Annotated in this window: 15 protein-coding genes and 2 pseudogenes; 9 read left to right on the forward strand and 8 right to left on the reverse strand. The window is 69.6% G+C overall.

The window, feature by feature from the left end; translation table 11 throughout:
* Positions 1-330: 330 nt before the first annotated feature.
* From IE255_RS27160 to IE255_RS27185, 6 genes and pseudogenes are all read right to left on the reverse strand, one after another.
* Positions 331-1239 (reverse strand): SDR family oxidoreductase, encoded by a 909-nt coding sequence (locus tag IE255_RS27160; RefSeq protein ID WP_190053007.1) that lies wholly within the window; start codon positions 1237-1239, stop codon positions 331-333.
* A 392-nt stretch (positions 1240-1631) separates the two neighbouring features.
* Positions 1632-2111: a MarR family winged helix-turn-helix transcriptional regulator gene (locus IE255_RS27165; protein WP_190053008.1), complete on the reverse strand. Its 480-nt coding sequence runs from the start codon at positions 2109-2111 to the stop codon at positions 1632-1634.
* 11 nt (positions 2112-2122) lie between these two features.
* The gene (locus IE255_RS27170) at positions 2123-3184 is read right to left on the reverse strand and encodes an alkene reductase (RefSeq protein WP_190053009.1); all 1062 of its coding nucleotides are present in this window, start codon (positions 3182-3184) and stop codon (positions 2123-2125) included.
* Positions 3185-3263: 79 nt separating this feature from the next.
* A complete protein-coding gene (locus IE255_RS27175; RefSeq protein WP_190053010.1) occupies positions 3264-4169 on the reverse strand; it encodes an NADP-dependent oxidoreductase in 906 nt (301 codons plus the stop codon).
* A 363-nt stretch (positions 4170-4532) separates the two neighbouring features.
* Positions 4533-5380, reverse strand: a pseudogene (locus tag IE255_RS27180) (beta-galactosidase).
* A gap of 238 nt (positions 5381-5618) precedes the next feature.
* Positions 5619-6632 carry a LacI family DNA-binding transcriptional regulator gene (locus IE255_RS27185; protein WP_190053011.1) on the reverse strand — a complete coding sequence of 338 codons (1014 nt, stop codon included), beginning with the start codon at positions 6630-6632 and terminating at the stop codon, positions 5619-5621.
* Between the two features lie 366 nt (positions 6633-6998).
* Here IE255_RS27185 and IE255_RS27190 point away from each other — a divergent pair, with 366 nt between their 5' ends.
* The 5 genes from IE255_RS27190 (at position 6999) to IE255_RS27210 (ending at position 11307) form a co-directional block, all read left to right on the forward strand.
* Entirely contained in the window at positions 6999-7964 is a 966-nt protein-coding gene (locus IE255_RS27190; RefSeq protein ID WP_190053012.1) for a glycoside hydrolase family 6 protein, read from the forward strand.
* A gap of 369 nt (positions 7965-8333) precedes the next feature.
* On the forward strand, positions 8334-8819 hold the full coding sequence (locus tag IE255_RS27195) for a RidA family protein (protein ID WP_234560161.1): 486 nt from the start codon (positions 8334-8336) through the stop codon (positions 8817-8819).
* A gap of 124 nt (positions 8820-8943) precedes the next feature.
* Positions 8944-10050, forward strand: coding sequence for an alanine racemase (locus IE255_RS27200; protein ID WP_190053013.1), 1107 nt, complete (start codon positions 8944-8946; stop codon positions 10048-10050).
* Between the two features lie 73 nt (positions 10051-10123).
* On the forward strand, positions 10124-10858 hold the full coding sequence (locus IE255_RS27205) for an SDR family NAD(P)-dependent oxidoreductase (RefSeq protein ID WP_190053014.1): 735 nt from the start codon (positions 10124-10126) through the stop codon (positions 10856-10858).
* Positions 10859-11076: 218 nt separating this feature from the next.
* Positions 11077-11307, forward strand: coding sequence for an ABC transporter permease subunit (locus tag IE255_RS27210; RefSeq protein WP_372487631.1), 231 nt, complete (start codon positions 11077-11079; stop codon positions 11305-11307).
* A 225-nt stretch (positions 11308-11532) separates the two neighbouring features.
* Here IE255_RS27210 and IE255_RS27215 read toward each other — a convergent pair whose 3' ends face one another.
* Positions 11533-12090, reverse strand: coding sequence for an SMI1/KNR4 family protein (locus IE255_RS27215; RefSeq protein ID WP_229906616.1), 558 nt, complete (start codon positions 12088-12090; stop codon positions 11533-11535).
* A 438-nt stretch (positions 12091-12528) separates the two neighbouring features.
* Between IE255_RS27215 and IE255_RS40595 the strand changes: the two are divergent.
* A pseudogene (locus IE255_RS40595) lies at positions 12529-12654 on the forward strand (IS701 family transposase); the annotation flags it as partial.
* Between the two features lie 386 nt (positions 12655-13040).
* Here IE255_RS40595 and IE255_RS27220 read toward each other — a convergent pair.
* Positions 13041-14318, reverse strand: a complete 1278-nt coding sequence (locus IE255_RS27220; protein ID WP_190053015.1) for an NAD(P)/FAD-dependent oxidoreductase — start codon at positions 14316-14318, stop codon at positions 13041-13043.
* A gap of 292 nt (positions 14319-14610) precedes the next feature.
* On the opposite strand from IE255_RS27220, the gene IE255_RS27225 reads away from it, so the two are divergent.
* The 3 genes from IE255_RS27225 (at position 14611) to IE255_RS27235 (ending at position 17338) form a co-directional block, all read left to right on the forward strand.
* Entirely contained in the window at positions 14611-15291 is a 681-nt protein-coding gene (locus IE255_RS27225) for a haloacid dehalogenase type II (protein ID WP_190053016.1), read from the forward strand.
* Between the two features lie 106 nt (positions 15292-15397).
* Complete coding sequence (locus IE255_RS27230; RefSeq protein WP_190053017.1) at positions 15398-16075, forward strand: GntR family transcriptional regulator; 678 nt, start codon at positions 15398-15400, stop codon at positions 16073-16075.
* Positions 16076-16462: 387 nt separating this feature from the next.
* A complete protein-coding gene (locus tag IE255_RS27235; RefSeq protein WP_190053018.1) occupies positions 16463-17338 on the forward strand; it encodes a hypothetical protein in 876 nt (291 codons plus the stop codon).
* Positions 17339-17749: the final 411 nt, after the last annotated feature.

Here is a 17749-nt window from a genome sequence, read left to right on the forward strand (position 1 = left end):
CGGGCATGACGTTGTCCTGCCAGGTGCACCCTTCTTGAAGTGCCGCTGGACGCAGGGGGAATTCGACGTACCTGGCGGGCGGACCCTCTCCGGGGGAGCGACTGTGGCGCGAGGCTGGCCGAGGGGGCTTCATGCGGCTCAGCGCCCGTCACGTTGACGCCACCAGGTGCAACAAGTGTCGTCGTATCGCCAGTTCAGGTGAAGCCCGGCTGCAGCCGGCCCGGCAGGTCCCGTTCCGGGTGCGGTAGGAACGTGTGGCGATCTGTCACAGCGGTTCCTCCACTCATGGGTTGGCCGGCGCCCGGGCGGCGGGGCTGGGGCGCGAGCCGGTCACCGGTGTTGCGCCGTGCCCAGCTCGTCGGTGTACCGGCTGAGGGCGTCCTCGGCCGTGGGGACGGGACCGAACAGCTGTTCCTGGCGGCGGGTGTCGGCGACATAGCGGCCGGTGTCGAACCAGCCGAACATCGCGGCCATGTCCTTGACCAGGGGCATGAAGCGGCCGGTGACGGCTCCCGCGGAGCGGGCGACGGCGGAAGGGACGGCCCACACCTTGATCTTCTTTCCGGCCCGGTTGCCCATCAGGTCGGCCATCTCGCGCATGCTGACCGGACGGTCCCAGCCGATGTCGATGCGCTCACCTTTGTCGGCCTCGGCGTCGACGGCGGCCGCCAGGTACGCCGCGAGATCGGAGGTGTGGACGAACGTCAGCGGGACGGTGGTCCTGCCGATCCACATCAGGCGGCCCTTGTCGATCGGATCGCCCGCCATGGTCGCGATCTGGTCGAGGAAGGCCCCCGGGCGCAGTGCGACGAAGGGGACGCCGAGCTGTTCGAGCTTGTCCTCGGCGACCTTCTTGTGCCAGAAGTGCGGGACCTGGGGCGTCTGGTCGCTGGTGAGGATGCTGGTCAGGACGAACCTCCGGATGCCGGCGCGGCAGGCGGCCTCGGCGAGGTTGGCGTTGCCGACGGTGTCGATGTCGTGCGCGTTCTTGCCGCCGCGGGTGTAACCGGCAGCGGTGGTGATGACGGCGTCGGCACCGTTCATGGCGGCGACGAGCGAGTCGAGGTCGAGCATGTCGCCGCGGGCGATCTCGACACCCCGGCTGTCGAGCCTGCTCGCGTCGGTGGTCGGCCGGACCAGGGCGCGGACGTTCTTACCGCGCTGGAGCAGTTCGTCGACGACCTTGCCCCCGAGGAAGCCGGTCGCGCCGACGACGAGGACGGGAAGGGTGGTGGTCATGGGGGATCTCACTCTCCATCAGGTCAGTAGTGGGGGACACGTGGGCGGGACAGTGCAGGCCGCGGACGTGGACGCCGTCGGCCCGGGTCTCTCAGAGGGCTGGCCTGTGGACGCGGGTGTTGCGTCCGTCCTCGATGTGCGGCCGGTCCGGCGCCGGGGAAGGGCTCGTCGTCCCCACGGGCGTGTTGCCCCGCTCCCCTGAATGAGTTCCGGCCTGCTTCCGTCGGCCGGCTCGGCTCGACCCGGGTTTCTTCCGACAGCCGGGGAACCTTGCTCCGTCCAGCTCGGACCGGAGCTTCGTGAGCCGAGTGCGCTGCGGCACTGTCCACTTCGCAGGAACGCCGGAAACGCTTCGCACTCCAGGCCGGAACCGGGCTGCAAGCCGAGAGGAGTTACTCGGACTCTTCCCGCGGAAGAGCGCGGCTGTTGATCGCGTCGGCGATGGCGTAGGCGGTACGGACGAAGGACTCTGCCTGCTGCGCCGAGAGGTTCCGTGCGGAGGTCTCCTCCAGGGCCCGCCACATGGCTGCCAGGGGGCCGCGCATGGCACGGCCCTTGTCGGTGAGGTGGACGACCATGACGCGCCGGTCGTGTTCGGCCGGCTCGCGGACGAGCAGGCCGGCGTCCTGCATGCGGCGCAGGGACTTGGAGACGGTGGAGTGATCCAGGCCGACGCTTTCGAGCAGCTCCGACTGGGTCTGGCCGTCCCGGTCCAAGAGGTGCATCAGCAGCAGTTCCTGTCCGGGATGCAGGTCCATCTCACGGAGCATGGCGGCGGCGCGGGCCCGGTGAGCACGGGCGAGCTGGAAGATCGCGTAGCTCATCGGCCCGTCGCTGGCCGTGGTGGGGGTGCGGGGCGTGGGGGCGGGCATGGTTGGGTTCCTCAGACGGTGTAGGTGGGGTAGTCGGTGTAGCCGGCCACCCCGCCGCCGTAGAAAGTCGCCGGGTCGGGGGTGTTCAGCGGCGCGTCAGAGCGTAGCCGCTCGACCAGGTCCGGGTTGGCGAGCGCGAGGGCGCCGACGGAGATCAGGTCGGCCGTGCCGTTGTCGATGTCCTTGGCGCGGGTGGGCAGGTCGGTGCCGGCCCGGTTGCGGATCAGCGTGTTCGGCCACAGCGTGCGCATGGTGCCCAGCAGCTCCTCGTCGCCCGCGTGGAGGATGTGGAGGTAGGCGAGGCCGAGCGGGCTGAGGGCGCGCACCAGCGCCGGATACAGCTCGACGGTGTCGGACTCGGCGATGTCGTTGTAGGGGTTGCCGGGGGAGATGCGCAGGCCGGTGCGGTCGGCGCCGATCTCGTCGGCCACGGCAGCGGCGACCTCGACGGCGAAGCGGATGCGGTTGCCGAGGGAGCCGCCGTAGCGGTCGGTGCGCTGGTTGGTGTTGTCGGACAGGAACTGGTGCACCAGATAGCCGTTGGCGCCGTGGATCTCCACGCCGTCGGCGCCTGCCGCGACGGCGGCCGCCGCGGCGCGGCGGAAGTCGTCGACGGTCGCCGCGACCTCCTGCGTCGACAGAGCACGAGGTGTCGGCATCTCCTGGGGCCCGGACGCGCTGAACATCGCGCCCTCCGGCCGGATCGCCGAAGGGGCGACCGGCCGGCGCCCGTGGGGGGTGTTGTCGGGGTGGGCGATGCGTCCGGTGTGCATCAGCTGGATGACGATCCGGCCGTCGGCCGCGTGCACGGCGTCGGTGACCTTGCGCCACCCGGCGATCTGCTCGTCGTTGTGGATGCCGGGAGTGAGGAGATAGCCCTGGCCGTCGGCGTTCGGCTGGGTGCCCTCGGTGATGATGAGCGCGTGCGAGGCCCGCTGGGCGTAGTACTCGGCGTTCAGCTCGGTCGGTACGCCTTCGGGGGTGGAGCGGTCACGGGTCATGGGGGCCATGACCAGGCGGTGCGGGAGGGAGATGTGACCGACGGTGGTCGGTGTCCACAGGGCGTTCAGCATGGATGGTCCTTCGGTGCGGTGGTGAGCAGGTGGTCATCGGGACATGCGGCGGGTGTGGTGGGTGCAGCGGCGGGCGTGATCAGTCGATGGTGAGAACGAGCTTGCCCCGGACATGCCCGGCGTCGCTGACCTGCTGGGCGCTGGCGGCCTGGTCGAGGGGGTAGGCGGTGACGGTGGTGACGACCTTGCCGGTCGCGGCGTCCTGCGCCAGCGCGGCCAGGCCTGCGGCGGAATGTTCCCGGGGACTGCTGGAGAAGGTGATGCCGAGCTGATGCGCGCCGAAGTCGGCGATGGTGACGATGCGCTCAGTGCCGCCGCGCAGGGTGATGGAGTCCTCCAGGGCTCCCTTCCCGGCCAGGTCGAACACCGCGTCCACGCCATCGGGGGCGAGCGCCCGGACCCGCTCGACCAGGCCCTCGCCGTAGAGGGTCGCGGTGGCGCCGAGCGAGGCGAGGTGGTCCTGGTTCGCGGGGCCGGCGGTGCCGATCACACGCGCTCCGCGGGCCGTGGCGAGCTGGACCGCCAGGGTGCCGACCGCTCCGGCCGCGCCGTGCATGAGTACGGTCTCCCCGGCGGTGACGCCCAGCAGGTTCAGAACCCGCTCGGCCGTCGCGCCCGCCACCGGCAGCGCGACCGCGTGCTGCCAGTCGAGGCCGGCGGGCTTGGGGGCCACGGTGGTGGCGAGCGCGTACTGGGCGTACGAGCCGGTGTCCGACCAGCCCAGCACCTCATCGCCGACCTGCACGTCCCGCACGCCCTCACCCAGGGCGTCCACCACGCCGGCGAGCTCGCCACCGGGGACGGCGGGCAGCGGCGTCGGGAACACGGCCTCCAGCGCCCCGGAGCGGATCTTGCCGTCCAGCGCGTTCAGCCCGGCCGCCTTGACGCGGACGCGGATCTGCCCCGGGCCGGGCTGCGGGACCTCGATGTCCGCCTCGCGCAGCACTTCCGTGCCCCCGAAACGGTCGAACAGGATGGCTTTCATGACGACTCCTCTCGTGCCACCACCCATTTAGGTGGCTGGACACATAATCACCGTAACAGCAAACATGTGGCTAGCCAACTATTTCTGCCGCCGGCGCTGCGCAAGATCGGTCACGGCCGCGTCGGTCTCCTCGGGACGGTGGTCGAAGCGGGCAGCGCCTGCCGGAGCGCGCCTTGCGCGGCCAGGCTGCCTCGGCCGGAAGCCGGACGACGGGGCCGGCCAGACCCTGGCGGTCCGCGTCACTCTCCTCCATCTGCGCCAACAGCCCGGTGTTCGCCTGTTCCAGGCGGGAGACCTGGCGCTGAAACTCCTCTTGATCGGCGGGGGCACCGAAGCCCGACTCACGCCACGCCTGCTCGCCCATCAGACCGACGCCGGGCTGTCGTAGTACGCGTTGCCCGCGGTGACGTCCAGGCTGTCGGTGAGTTCGTCGTCCTCCAGGCCGGGAGACCAGTAGGCCAGGCACGTGGTGACGAACTGGCCCGGCCTCGCGTACCCGCGCACGATGCCGGCCTGCCAGGCGATGAACTCGGTGGTCTGGCGCGCCTGGAACGCCTGCCAGGCCAGGTCGTACTGCGGCTGCGCGTTGCCCTCCGGGGTCCACAGGTCAGCCCAGGCGGACAGCCGGTGCGACCAGTACCCCAGCCCCCATGCGCGGTTGAGAGTCTCCACATCGCCGTACCGCTGCCGCAGGTCGTCGACGAACCGCTGGAAGACGCCGTGGTTGTGCGGCAGTCGCGGGCCGGGCTCGTTGTCGACCTGGAAGCCGATGACCGCCGGGTGGGCGGCGTAGCGGGCCGTGATCGCGCGGATCACCAGCTCCGCGTGGAAACGGAAGGCCGGGTGCGTGATGTCGACCTCTTGCCGGCCACCCCACGCGGCGAGGCGCCCGCTGGCGTCCTCGGCGGCGATCTCCGGTACTGCCGGGCCAGCCACGGCGGCACCGCGTAGGTGGGAGTTCCGAGGACGACGGAGATGCCGCGCTCGTGGGCGCCGTCGAGGACAGGTTGCAGCCAGTCGAGTTCGAACCGGCCGTTCTCCGGTTCCCAGGTGGACCAGGTGGACCAGGTGGACCAGACCGACTCGCCGACGCGGATGACGGTGAACTTCGCCTCCGCCATGAGATCGAGGTCGGTCTCGAGCCGCTCGTACGGCTGGTACTCGTAGTAGTAGGCGGCGCCGAACAGGACGCGCACGGGCAGGTCAGTCATGCGAGGCCCTAGAGAATCGTAGGGGTCCCGGCCGCCGGGATCCGGTCGTGGATGCCGACGGCCGGAGCGGGGCCGTGCCACAGGCCCCGGAAGCGGCGTCGCCCTGCGGCTTTGGCGGGAGGCGGGGCGCAACGCAAGGCTGACCGGTCCACACGGAGATACAGGAGGGTTGGCCGTTCGCCCCCGCCGCACGGGGCCTCCCCTTCTTCGTACCGCGGTACGAAGAAGGGGAGGCCCGTCAGGCGCTTGAGCGGGTGACCAGTCGGGTGGGCAGGATCAACGGGGTGGGGTCCTGTCCGTTGATGAGCGTGACGAGCATGCGCGCCATCTCCCGTCCGAGAGCCGTTATGGGCTGATGGACGGTGGTGAGGGGCGGATCGGCGACCCGGGCAACGGTCAGGTCGTCGAAGCCCACCACGGCGACGTCGGCGGGGACCGCCCGGCCTGCCTCACGCAACGTGCGCAGCGCCCCCGCCGCCATGTTGTCGTTGGCGGCGAACACCCCGTCCAGGTCGGGATGGTTCGCCAGCAGTACGGCCATGGCGGCGGATCCGCTGGGCTCGGTGAAGTCCCCCTCCTGCGGCGGCAGCGGATCGAGGCCGGCCGCCAGCAGGGCGTCCCGGTAGCCGCGGTACCGAGCGCGCCCGGCCTCGGTGTCCAGACGCCCGCAGATCACAGCCACGCGAGTCCGGCCGAGCGACACCAGGTACTCGGTGGCCTCGCGCGCTCCGCCGACGTTGTCGACATCCACGTACCACCGGGGAGCCGAACCGACCGGGCGCCCTCCGAACACGACAGGCATCTCCGCCTCCTCCGCCACACCGGTCAGCGGATCGTCCTCGCGCAGCCCCATCAGCATGACGCCGTCGGCACCCTTGGACCGGAAGAGCTCCTCCACCCGCTTGCGGCCCCGGTCGGAAGCGGCCAGGCACAGCATCAGATGCAGATCGGCCTCCTCCAAAGCGGCCGACGCCCCCACGATCACCTGGGCGTAGAACGGATCCGCGAAGATCGACGGATCCTCTCCCGAGATGACCAGGGCGGCCGCTCCCGTCTGACGCGTGGCCAGAGCACGGGCGGTCGGATTCGGCACATAACCGAGCTGCCGGACAGCCCGTTCGACGGCCTCCCGCTTGGCACGGCTGACATGCGGAGCGTTGTTGAGGGCGCGGGAGGCCACCGATCGGGAGACACCGGCGCGTTCGGCCACCTCGTCGAGCGTCGGGTGCCGACGCGGCGCACCTTCTGTCATCAACCACGAGCCTTTCCCTCACGACCGGACGGGAAGCGTCTCACCCCGGCCCAAGGCGCTGCCACTCCGCCTGGGGGACGTGGCAGGGCAGGCCGAGGGTCCTAGGCGCCCACCGACTGGGAGCGCTTCCAGTTCCGGCTCCCCGGAGGCTGGTTCTCGCCATGCAAATCGGGTCGCGCATCGCCCCTTGACAGTTCACCTACCCCGCCAGACCATACCGAGCACACCCCAACGATTCTCCGGTGCTGTTGGGAACGCTTCCAGTGGGAGCGCTCCCAGATCAGGTCGTATCACCGCTCCCTCTCAGGTCGCAGGCTCGGGACCAGAGCGTGCGACACTCCCCTGCCAGGAAGTTGAGGTTCCGTCATGCGCCACAGACTCCGCGCCTTGGCCGCAGCACTCCTCGCTCTGCCGCTGGCGCTCGCCGTCGCACCGTCCGCGCACGCGGCCGACCCGACGACCATGACCAACGGGTTCTACGTGGACCCGGACTCCAGTCCGAAGAGGTGGGTGGCCGCCAACCACGGCGACGGCCGAGCCGCCGCCATCAACGCCTCCATCGCCAACACCCCGATGGCCCGCTGGTTCGGCTCCTGGAGCGGCGCCATCGGCACCGCCGCGGGGGCGTACGTGGGAGCTGCGGACCGCGTCGACAAATTACCCCTCCTCGTCGCCTACAACATCTACAACCGCGACTACTGCGGCGGGCACTCCGCGGGCGGCGCCGCCTCACCGTCCGCCTACAAGAGCTGGATCGCCCAGTTCGCCGGCGGGATCGCCAACCGCCCGGCCGTCGTCATCCTCGAACCGGACTCCCTCGGGGACTACGGCTGCATGACCCAGGCCCAGATCGACGAACGCGAGGGCATGCTCACCGGCGCACTCGCCGAGTTCAACCGCCAGGCCCCCAACACCTGGGTGTACCTCGACGCCGGCAACCCGGCCTGGGCGGACGCGGCGACCATGGCCCGGCGCCTCCACGAAGCAGGCCTCCGGCAGGCTCACGGCTTCTCACTCAACGTCTCCAACTACCTCACCACCGCCGAGAACACCGCCTACGGCAACACCGTCAACAGGGAGCTGGGCGCCCGCTACGGCTACTCCAAGCCGTTCGTCGTGGACACCAGCCGCAATGGCAACGGCTCCAACGGTCAGTGGTGCAACCCCGCAGGCCGTCGTATCGGCACGCCCACGCAGCTGGGCGGAGGCGCCGAGATGCTCTTGTGGATCAAGACACCGGGCGAGTCCGACGGCAACTGCGGCGTAGGAGCGGGCTCCTCGGCCGGGCAGTTCCTCCCCGAGGTCGCCTACAAGATGATCTACGGCTACTGATCCGAGACTCCCGTGGCCCGGTACGTCCCCGCTCCGCGACCGGGCCACGGGCGCCGCACCGCCGGTCCCAGGATTCTGGGTGTCCGGTGCGGGGCGGCGACGCTCACGCGAAAACACCTGCACCAGTCCCCTACCCGGCCGGACCAGCCGCTGGAACAGCTTGGCAGAGGACCGCCGCCCAGATGGTCGACAAACGACAATGTGGGGACTATCTTGAGCCACCACGCGGCAGTAGTGACGGCCGTCAAATGGTCGACAAAGGACAATGTTGAAGGAGAACCGGGCACAGATGATCGAGATACATACGAAGTGGGTTCTCGGGGCCGACTCCGGCGACTCGTGCCCCGCGCCGGTTACGGCGGTGGCGCGGTGAGCCGGCCTGCGATCTCGGCCCCTGAGACCGGCTCGGCCAGGGATCGGCTCCATGCCCTCGGCCTGGACCTTCCCAGCCTCGGCAGTAACCGGTACTACGTGGACCACCGGACGGTGGGCTCCAGCATCCACATCTCGGGCCAACTGCCTTACCAGGACGGTGAGCTGCTGGGTCAGGGGGTTGTCGGCCGGGACGTCGAGCTGGAGACGGCGCGGGAGCTCGCGCGCCATGCCGTACTCAACGCGCTCGCCGCCGCTGTGCAGGCGGTGGGAGACCTGGACCGGGTCCGGATCGTGCAGATGCTGGTCTGCGTGGCCAGTACGCCGGACTTCGGTCTGCAGTCGCGGGTCGCCGACGCGGCCAGTGAACTGCTCATCGAGGTGCTGGGCGAGAACGGACGGCACGCTCGCACCGCGATCGGTGTCGCGGGGCTACCGCTCAACAGTCCGGTCGAGATCCAGATGGTCTGCACCGCGGTGTAGGGGCGGGCACGACGGCGGAGCGGCGCGAGCGCGCCTGATGGTGCGGGCCACGCACATTCGGTATTCGAGGGAGTCGGCATCCGCTCCCCTCGTTCATTCCGGACACAAGCAAGAGGAGTGCAGCGTGAACCGGCTCCAGCGAGCACTCGACGCTCTGGTCGAGCGGGTCGACACCCCCGCGCCGATCGTGCTGGTCGACGTCATGCAGGACAACATCGACCGCATGCAGGGCTTCGCCGCCCAGCGCCACCTCGATGTCAGGCCTCACGTCAAGACCCACAAGTGTGTGGAGATCGGCCGACGGCAGATCGAGGCCGGGGCGGTCGGGATCACCGCGGGCAATGTCGGTGAGGCCGAGGTCTTCGCCGGGGCCGGATTCGACGACATCTTCCTCGCCTACCCGGTCTGGCCCGCGGGAACGAAGGGGGCCCGGATCCGCCGGCTCGCCGGGTCCGTCCGGCTGCGGGTCGGCGTCGACAACGTCGCGGCGATCGAGGCCCTCGCCGACGCGATGGGAGACGAACCGGACCGGCTGCGGGTCGTGGTCGAGGTCGACTGTGGTGCCCGTCGTTCCGGGGCGCCGCCCGAGGCCGCGGGCGACCTCGCGCTCGCCGCACGCAAGCGCGGCCTGGTCCCGGTGGGCGTCTTCACCTATCCAGGTCACGGCAGCTCCGGCCCGGACGCTCGCGAGCGCGCCGCGCAGGACCAGGACGCCGCGCTCACCACCGCGGTACGCAGCCTCGGCGGCGTCGGGATCACCGCGGAGGTGGTCAGCGCCGGCTCCACTCCTACCGTCGAGTTCTCCACCAGCAGCGTGATCACCGAGATACGTCCCGGCGAGTACGTCTTCGGCGACCTGAACAACGCCCGCCTCGGCGCCTGCACGGACGATCAGATCGCGTTGTTCGTCGCTGCCACCGTGGTCAGCGACTGGGTGCCCGACCAGGTCATCCTCGATACGGGCACCAAGGCCCTCAGCCGCGAAGGCAGCGTCGAGCGCGGCTACGGCCGGGTCGCCGGCACGAAGGCCGTCCTGTCCAAGCTCAACGAGTACCACGGATTCCTCGCGCTGCCCGCGGGCGGGTTCCGTCCCAGGGTCGGCACCGTGGTGCCGGTGGTGCCGAACCACGTCTGCCCGGTCGTCGTCAATTTCGAGGAGCTGATCGTCACCGACAGCGCGGGCACGTCGCTGCGGCGGTGGCCGGTCGACGCCCGCGGATTCCTCAGCTGACGAGCCCCGGGACGAGACCCTCGTCTCCGAGCCCGCGACCCGACCGCCCCATCTTTGTAGAGGAGTGCCTGACATGAGACTCAAGAACGTCGCGGCCATGGTGACCGGTGCCAGCAGTGGCATCGGAGAGGCAGTGAGTTCCCACTTCCGCCGCGAGGGCGCGCGACTGCTGCTCACCGGCCGCAAGGAGCGACTCCCCACCGTCCAGCCCGACGACCTGTACGTCCCGGGAGACCTCAATGACGAGGCGTTCGTCGAGGCCCTGGCCAACCAGGCCGCCGAGTCCCTCGGCACCGTCGACGTCGTCGTCCTCAACCACGGCCTGCAGGCCAGCAGCCCGCTCACCGAGATGCCGTACGACGACGCGAAGAGCGTGCTCGACAGCAACCTGCTCAGCGCGTTCCTCGTGATGAAGCACTTCGCGCCGCTGATGCCCCGCGAAGGAGGCTCGTTCGTCTGCGTCAGTTCACGGCTCGGCATGGTCGGCAAGCCCGGGGAAGTCCTGTATTCCGCCGCCAAGGGAGGCCTCATCATGCTCGCCAAGGGCGCGGCGATCGAATGGGCCCCCCGCAACATCCGCGTCAACGTCGTCGCCCCGGGTCTGACCGCCACCCCGATCATCGAAGCGGCGATCCAGCGCAGCCCCGACCCCGAGGCCTACCGCCGCGAGCGCGAGACCCAGATTCCGCTCCAACGCCTCGCCACCCCCGAAGAGGTGGCCGACGCGGTCCTCTTCTTCGCATCGTCGGAGTCGTCGTACGTCACGGGAGCGGTCCTCCCCGTCGACGGCGGGTACACCGCCTTCTGAACACCCTTGCCGAACATCACGTCAGCATCGGGCTGAACGGCCTGTCCTGCGCCTCACCTTCCGACTCGGGCGACCACCGACGGCAGCATGACCGATCGACCACATGATCGAGCGCATGCTGCAGGAGAGGTGACGTAGGGACGTCGCGCTCCACGCGGTGGTGCGACGCCCGGCGCATCACCTTGCCCCTGGCAACCCCTGGCCTCATCGCCGCCGCAGTGTTCTCCTTCATCACCAGCTTCGACGAGTTCTTCATCGCCCAGTTCCTGTCCACACCCGACACCCGAACCCTGCCGGTCCTCGTCTTCAACGCCCTCCAGTACGACGTCGACCCCACCGTCACCGCCATCAGCGCCGTCCTGATCGCACTCGCCCTCGTCGCCGCCGTCCGCAAACTCGGCGGCCACCGCAACGGCCAAGGCGCCCTCCCTGTCGAACCCCTCACCTGACCCACGATCCCCTGGCAACCCCTGGCCTCATCTCGGAACCAGGATCTTCGTCAGTGGCATGCCACCATCCGCACCTTCGACGAGGAGGCCAGGCCGTCGCCGTCGCCAACGACGCCGAATTCGGCCTGGCCTCCTCTCTCGTCACCCAGAACCTCGACCGCGCCTGCACGCCGCTGACTCACGGGCATCCTCATCTGGACCCGACGCTGACCAAAGGGACAGAACCTAGCGGTGAACAACAGGGTCTGGTGCAAGGGGTGGCCCCCAGTCCGGCGGCAGCAGGGCCCACGAACCGTGTTCCAACCACTCCCGGAATTGGACAGGCCGGGCGCCAGGGACGTGGTCCAAGGAGAGCGGGACGATCCGGTCGCAGGTAGCCCGTCCGTCCCACCACACCGTGCCGGCCAGCGAGCCGGTCAGCGCCAACAGGGTGGAGAAGCCGCAGCCGTGCTCCTGGATGACGACCGCACCGGCCGTCTTCAGGTCCTCGAACCTGTCGGCCTCGTCGGCCCAGGCACGCCAAGCTGTCCGATACGCGGCGTCGTCCTCAAACGCCTCAGCATGTGGCTCACGCGCCATCAGTTCGTCGTCCCTCTCGGCATAGGAGTCGGGGTGCGGAAAGGGAATGGCCAGCAGCTCGCGCCGCCCCTCATCGTTCCCGGCCCACCACCAACCACGCCCGGTCCGCTCAAGCCGGGCGAGCGCCCCGCCCGCGCTCACCTCGCGCAGACACATCACCCGGCGTACGCCGTGGTGGGAGGAAGGGGGTGAGCCGATCACCACGCAGGAGTGGGAGGCGGTGGTCGCTGCCGATCCTGAACTGGTGATGGTCCAAGTGGCCCGGGTTTCTCCGCCCGGCCAGGACGCGGGGTTGGAGTACCGGCACAAGTGGCTGGCGCAGATGGCCACCCATCCCGAACGGGACACCCAGGGCGCCTGGTTGGACTGGCGAGACGGTCGGGTCGTGGTGAAGAAACCCGGACGAGATTCTGCTCAAGAAGATGCGGGAGGTCGCTGGGGTGCTGGGCGCGCGTGTCCAGGGCGGCGATGGTGACTATTACGACGAGTGAACGCTGTCGGCCTGCAGCAGGAACGACCTCCGCGTGATCATCGGGAGTTGTGTGGACTCCTGAAGATGGTGCGATGGCCGTCGGGCGACAGAGTAGACCCTGCCCCTCGGCGGGCGGTGTTCGACCAGGGCATGGCCCGGATCGCGGGACGGTTCAGCGGAAGAACTGCCGGCAGCTGGTCGAACAGGCCGGACACGCCCGGCCCGGGCCGATGCAGCGCCTGCTGCGCTATGCCCGCTGGGACACCGATGCGGTCCGCGACGACCTCCGCGCCTACGCCGGCATGTTCCTTGCTCACGCCACCAGCCGGGGACGGGCAGGAGTGCTCCAGCAGTCCCCGAAGGCGAACCGGGCACTGGCTGAGGGTGGCGTACTCGTGGCTGGCGCAACAACACAGTCGCACTCCGCAGCGGCGCATCCGACCACCCAGCCCGGCGGCATCGTCGAGCACAGCAGGCCGCAGCGCCACGGCCACGTCGTCGGCGGTGCCGGGGGGAAGGCCACGGCCGTGGCTGCGGCCGGTAGTTGGAGGCGTCGCAGGCGTAGCCCGTAGCCCGTAGCTCCCCAGCCGGTGCCCAACCGCAGACCGGGCGCGCTCCGGCGAGAGGTACGGCCACGGGGGTTCCGTCGGTACCGCCCGTCCGCTCAGCCTCTCTGTCCCACTTACTTGATGAGGTCCTTGAACTTGTAGAAGCCGCCCGCGAAGGGCAGGAACCACGGCGGACCGAAGTGTCCGGGGATCCGCTTGAAGGGCAGGTCGCTCCAGGGGTTGGCGCCCGAGTCGCCGTTCATGTACTCGGCCATCTGCTTGCCCATGTGGGTCGCCATCTGGACGCCGTGGCCGGAGTAGCCGAGCGAGTAGAACAGCCCGTCGTGCTCACCGGCGTGCACCATCCGGTCCATGCTCATGTCGACCAGACCACCCCAGCAGTAGTCGACGCGCGCGTGCGTGAGCTGCGGGAAGACCTCGGTCATCGCCTTGTGCAGGATGCGCCCGCTCTTCGCGTCCGACTGCTGGTTGGACATGGCGAACCGGGCGCGGCCGCCGAACAGCAGCCGCTGGTCGGGAGTGATGCGGAAGTAGTTCAGCAGGTTCATGGTCGTCGATGCCATCCGCCGGTTCGGCAGCAGCAGGTCGCACACGTCCTTGCCCAGCGGTTCGGTCACGATGATGAAGCTGCCGACGGGCGCGATCCGCACCTGCTGCCAGCGGAACGGCCGGCGGGTGTAGCCGCTGGTCGCGACGAGCACCTGGTCGGCGCGGACGGTGCCGCGCGGGGTGACCAGCTCATGTCGCGTGCCACCCAGCCGCTTGACCTTCTCGACCGGCGCCTTCTCATGGATGGTGACGCCGATCCGCGCGGCGGCCTCGGCCAGCCCCTTGGTGAACTTGCCGACGTGCAGCCCCGCGCTCCTGGTCTCGACCATCGCCCCGTGGTAGGAGTCGGAACCGATCTCGGAGTGGAGTTGGCTCTTGGGGATCAGATGGGTGTCCAGCCCCAGCCGGCCCGACATGATCTCGTGGGTCTTGCGCAGACCCTCGAAGTGGGCCGGCTTGGACGCCAGGTTCAGCTTGCCTGTGCGGGCGAAGTCGCAGTCGATGTTCTCGTCCGTGACGAGCTTCTCAAGGGTGTCGACCGCGTCGTGGTAGTCCATCAGATAGGCCTTGGCGGTGTCGAAGCCGTAGCGGGAGATCGCGTCGCGGAAGCCGATCGACATTCCCGTGGTGGCCATGCCGCCGTTGCGGCCCGAAGCGCCGAAGCCGACGGTGTCCTTCTCGAAGATGTGTACGGAGGCGCCCTTCCGAGCCAGGTGAAGTGCCGCCGAGAGGCCGGTCAGGCCGGCTCCGATGATCGCCACGTCGACACTCCCACCGATCTGGGTCCGTGACCGGTCCGGACCCTGGGGAGCGGTGTCGAGCCAATAGGGCGTGAACTTCATAGCGTTGCTCTCTCCTGCCAGTGCTGTCAGCCGCTCTGAACGCACGTGGGTCAGGCCCTCTCAAGATCCGCCGTCGGAAGGTGGCTCACTGCCGCCCCGAGACGGGACGCGGGAGCAAGCCTGAGGGGAAGTTCGGGGCCCGTTGACAGTTGTCGACCATAACCATATGGTCGACAATCGACAAGAGACCGTCCACCCCTCGACCCATTGACAACCAAGCAAAATGGTCGACAATCGACCATTACCGAGGCGTCGCCGACGCCCCAGGGGCAGAACACCGTTGGAGGACCCCATGGCATTTGACGTCAAGCCCAAGTTCGTCTCGTTCGACATGAACGGGACCCTGATCCACTTCCGCATCGGCGAGGCGATCCGCCGGGTACTGGGAGACCGGCTGCCGCCGGAGCTCGCCGACGCCTTCACCCGGGCCGGCAACCAGTACCGGATCGACGAGTGCATGGGCGAGTACAAGCCGTTCCACCGGATCGTCACGGACGCACTCGTGCGCACCTGCGCGCGGTTCGGCGTGGAGTACCGGGAGGGCGACGGCCAGGCGGTGTACGAGGAGATCCCCACCTGGACGCCGTACCCGGGAGTGACCGAGGCGCTGAGGAGGCTGGCGGAGGAGTACCCCCTGGTGATCCTGACCAACAGCGACGATGCGTTCGCGCCGCAGCTGGTGGAGAACCTCCAGGCGCCGTTCGAGGTCGTGATCACCGCAGAGCAGATGGGTGTCTACAAGCCCCGGCTTCGCGCGTTCGAGTACATGCTGGACAAGCTGGGGGCGGCACCGGACGAGATCGTGCACGTCTCGGCCAGCCCGAAGTACGACCTGCGCTCCGCCGCCGCCCTCGGCATCAAGCACACGGTCTACATGGACCGGGGCTTCGAGCCCGACGAGCCCTGGCTCGGTTACGAGCGGATCACCGATATCGCCGACCTGCCGGTCCTCCTGGGCCTGCCGCGTCCGTGACCGGACGGTCCTCCACCGCCTGGCCCGAGGTCCCGTTCGACAGATCCGTGCGGCACGGACGGACTGTAGCCTGTGTGGTCGACAACCGACCAGAGAGGTGACCGGGATGGACTCCAGGTTCGGAGGGTTGGAGCGGACGACGACTCCGGAGGGTGTGTACCGCGTGCTGCGCGGAGCGATTCTCGACGGGACGGTGCCTCCCGGTGGACAACTGCGTGAAAGGGATATCGCGACTGATCTCGGGATCAGCCGATCTCCGCTGCGGGAGGCACTGACCAGGCTCGAGGAAGAGGGCCTGGTCGTGAAGGTCCCGTTCCGTGGAGCGTTCGTCGTCGAGGTCAGCGCTCAGGAGATCGCCGAGATCGCCTCGATCCGCTTGCTCGTCGAGCCCTACGCCGCAGAGCTCGCCATCGAGGCGCTCCGTGGACCCGAGCGGTCCAGGCTGACGCAGACGATAGAGGACCTTCACCGCGCGACGGAGAAGAGCGACATCCCGGCCAGCGTCGATGCGCACCTTCAGTTCCACAGGCTGTTCTACGACCTGTCGGGACACGGCACGTTGCGCAGCCTCTGGAACGGCTGGGAGACCAAGCTGCGCCTCTACCTCCTGGTCGACCACCCCTCCTACAGCGACCTGCACGACATCGCCGTAGAACACGCGAGGCTGGCCGAGGTCGCCCTGGAGGGCGACACGGATGCGTTCAAGCGGGAACTGGCGCAGCACTTCTCCTCAGCGCTGCGAGGTCAGGCAGCAGGCGACGCGAACGCGCCGACCGGACCCTGAGGCACACCCCAGGGTCCGCTGACCACGCCCACTCGCTGGCGAGGGCTGTTCGACGCTGACGCCCATACGCTGGCGGGGACGCGGCAGAGCGAACAGGCGGGCTCGACGGAGCGGTTCGCTCATGCCGCCCAGTTCATGTCCGTGCGGTCGCCCTGGCGGGCCGCCGGCGTGGAGATGCCGTAGGCAGCACACAGTCGGGCTCGGTGTTCGTTCTCTCGGCGTGCCGGGCGGCAAGGGCACGTACGCGTGCGCATCGGCCTGGGCAGGCGAGGTCGCGCAGCCCGGGATCGTAGCGTGATGCACGTCACATCCAGATTCTTTGCCGGATTCCCGGCGTCCCGGGGCCGAGAAGGGAAGCTGATCCCGATCTCGGAAGGAGCCTGGTCCGTGACCGCCCGCCCTGTCGCAAAACCCTCCACCTCCTCGGTGGCCTTGCGCATACCCACCGGCGCTCCGCTTCTGCAGTACTTCTCGGCAAGCATGGACCGGCGCAGCCTCATCACGGTGGCCAGCGGCCATCATCGGCCCGTCGTGGTCGCGGTCGAGGCGGACGGCTCGCTGTCGAAGAGGCTGTTCGCCAGTGACCCCGCTCTCCCCGGCATGCCCGGCCCGACCAATGCCCCGGAGGTGTCAGCGCCGTCCTTCAAGTCGCTGGAACGTGGCACGATCCAGCTGGCCCACGCGCTGCGCGCCCGGCAAGCGGCATTGGAGGGAGGCGAGCACCTGGTGGACCGCTTCACGCTGGAGGTGCTCGGCCGGCGTGGTGCACGGTGGCGGGAGGCGGTGTCGACCGCACTTCTGGGCGACTGGGCCGCGCCGCTGAATGGTCAGGGGCGGCTGGGGCTGGACGCCCTGGCGGGCCTGCGGCGGGAGGCGGAAGCCCTGCACCGGCAGTTGATGCCGCTGTGGCGTCGCCGAACCCTGGGGCACCGGTGGCTGCTGCTGGACACTCCGCTCGGCGACGGGCTGACGCTGTACGACCTGGTGGCCGACCGCGCCCCACACCGGGGCGATCCGGCCGGATGCGGCCCGGACGACGCCGGGCTTGCCGCCGTCCTGAGCGCCTTGCACCCGGACGAGCGGGCGGTGGCCATGGCCCGGGGCCAGGCGGGCGTGATGACGTGGGCGGAAGCCGCGCTGGTCGCCGGGGCCACCGACCCGGTGGCCGCCGGGGAACGCGTACGGCGCAAACTCAGGCGTCTGGCGGCCCTCCACCGACAACGCACTGCTGCGGCCACCGCCACCCGGGCGGCCGCGGCATGAGCATCCTCACCGCCGCGGTGCCGGAGTTTCTCGGCGGGCTCGCCACCGCCGCCGTCATCGCCCTGGCCGGCCGAGTGCGGCAGCGTCTACGCGCGCGAAGCTCGCGCGGAAAGTCGCCGAAGTGCCGCAGGAGCGGCAGGAGCCGCGGCCTGCCACCGCGTGGCGCCTGACGCGCACTGTCGTCCAGCAGTACGAAGCCACATGCCTGGCCCCGGGGGGCGACTTCTCCCCCGGGGCCCGTGGTGTTGTGGGCCTGATCATGCTTCATGGCGAAGGCCCGGGACGGGCCCCAGGCCTTCGCCATGGCCTCACAGCCTTCGCTCCGTCCGGCCACTGCTTCCTGTTGCCATGTCCCGTACCTCGTGCGCGAGGCCCGCGTCCTGCGGTGCGGTCACGGGACGCGGCATTCCG

The organism is Streptomyces lomondensis, assembly GCF_014651035.1.
Classification (GTDB): domain Bacteria; phylum Actinomycetota; class Actinomycetes; order Streptomycetales; family Streptomycetaceae; genus Streptomyces; species Streptomyces lomondensis.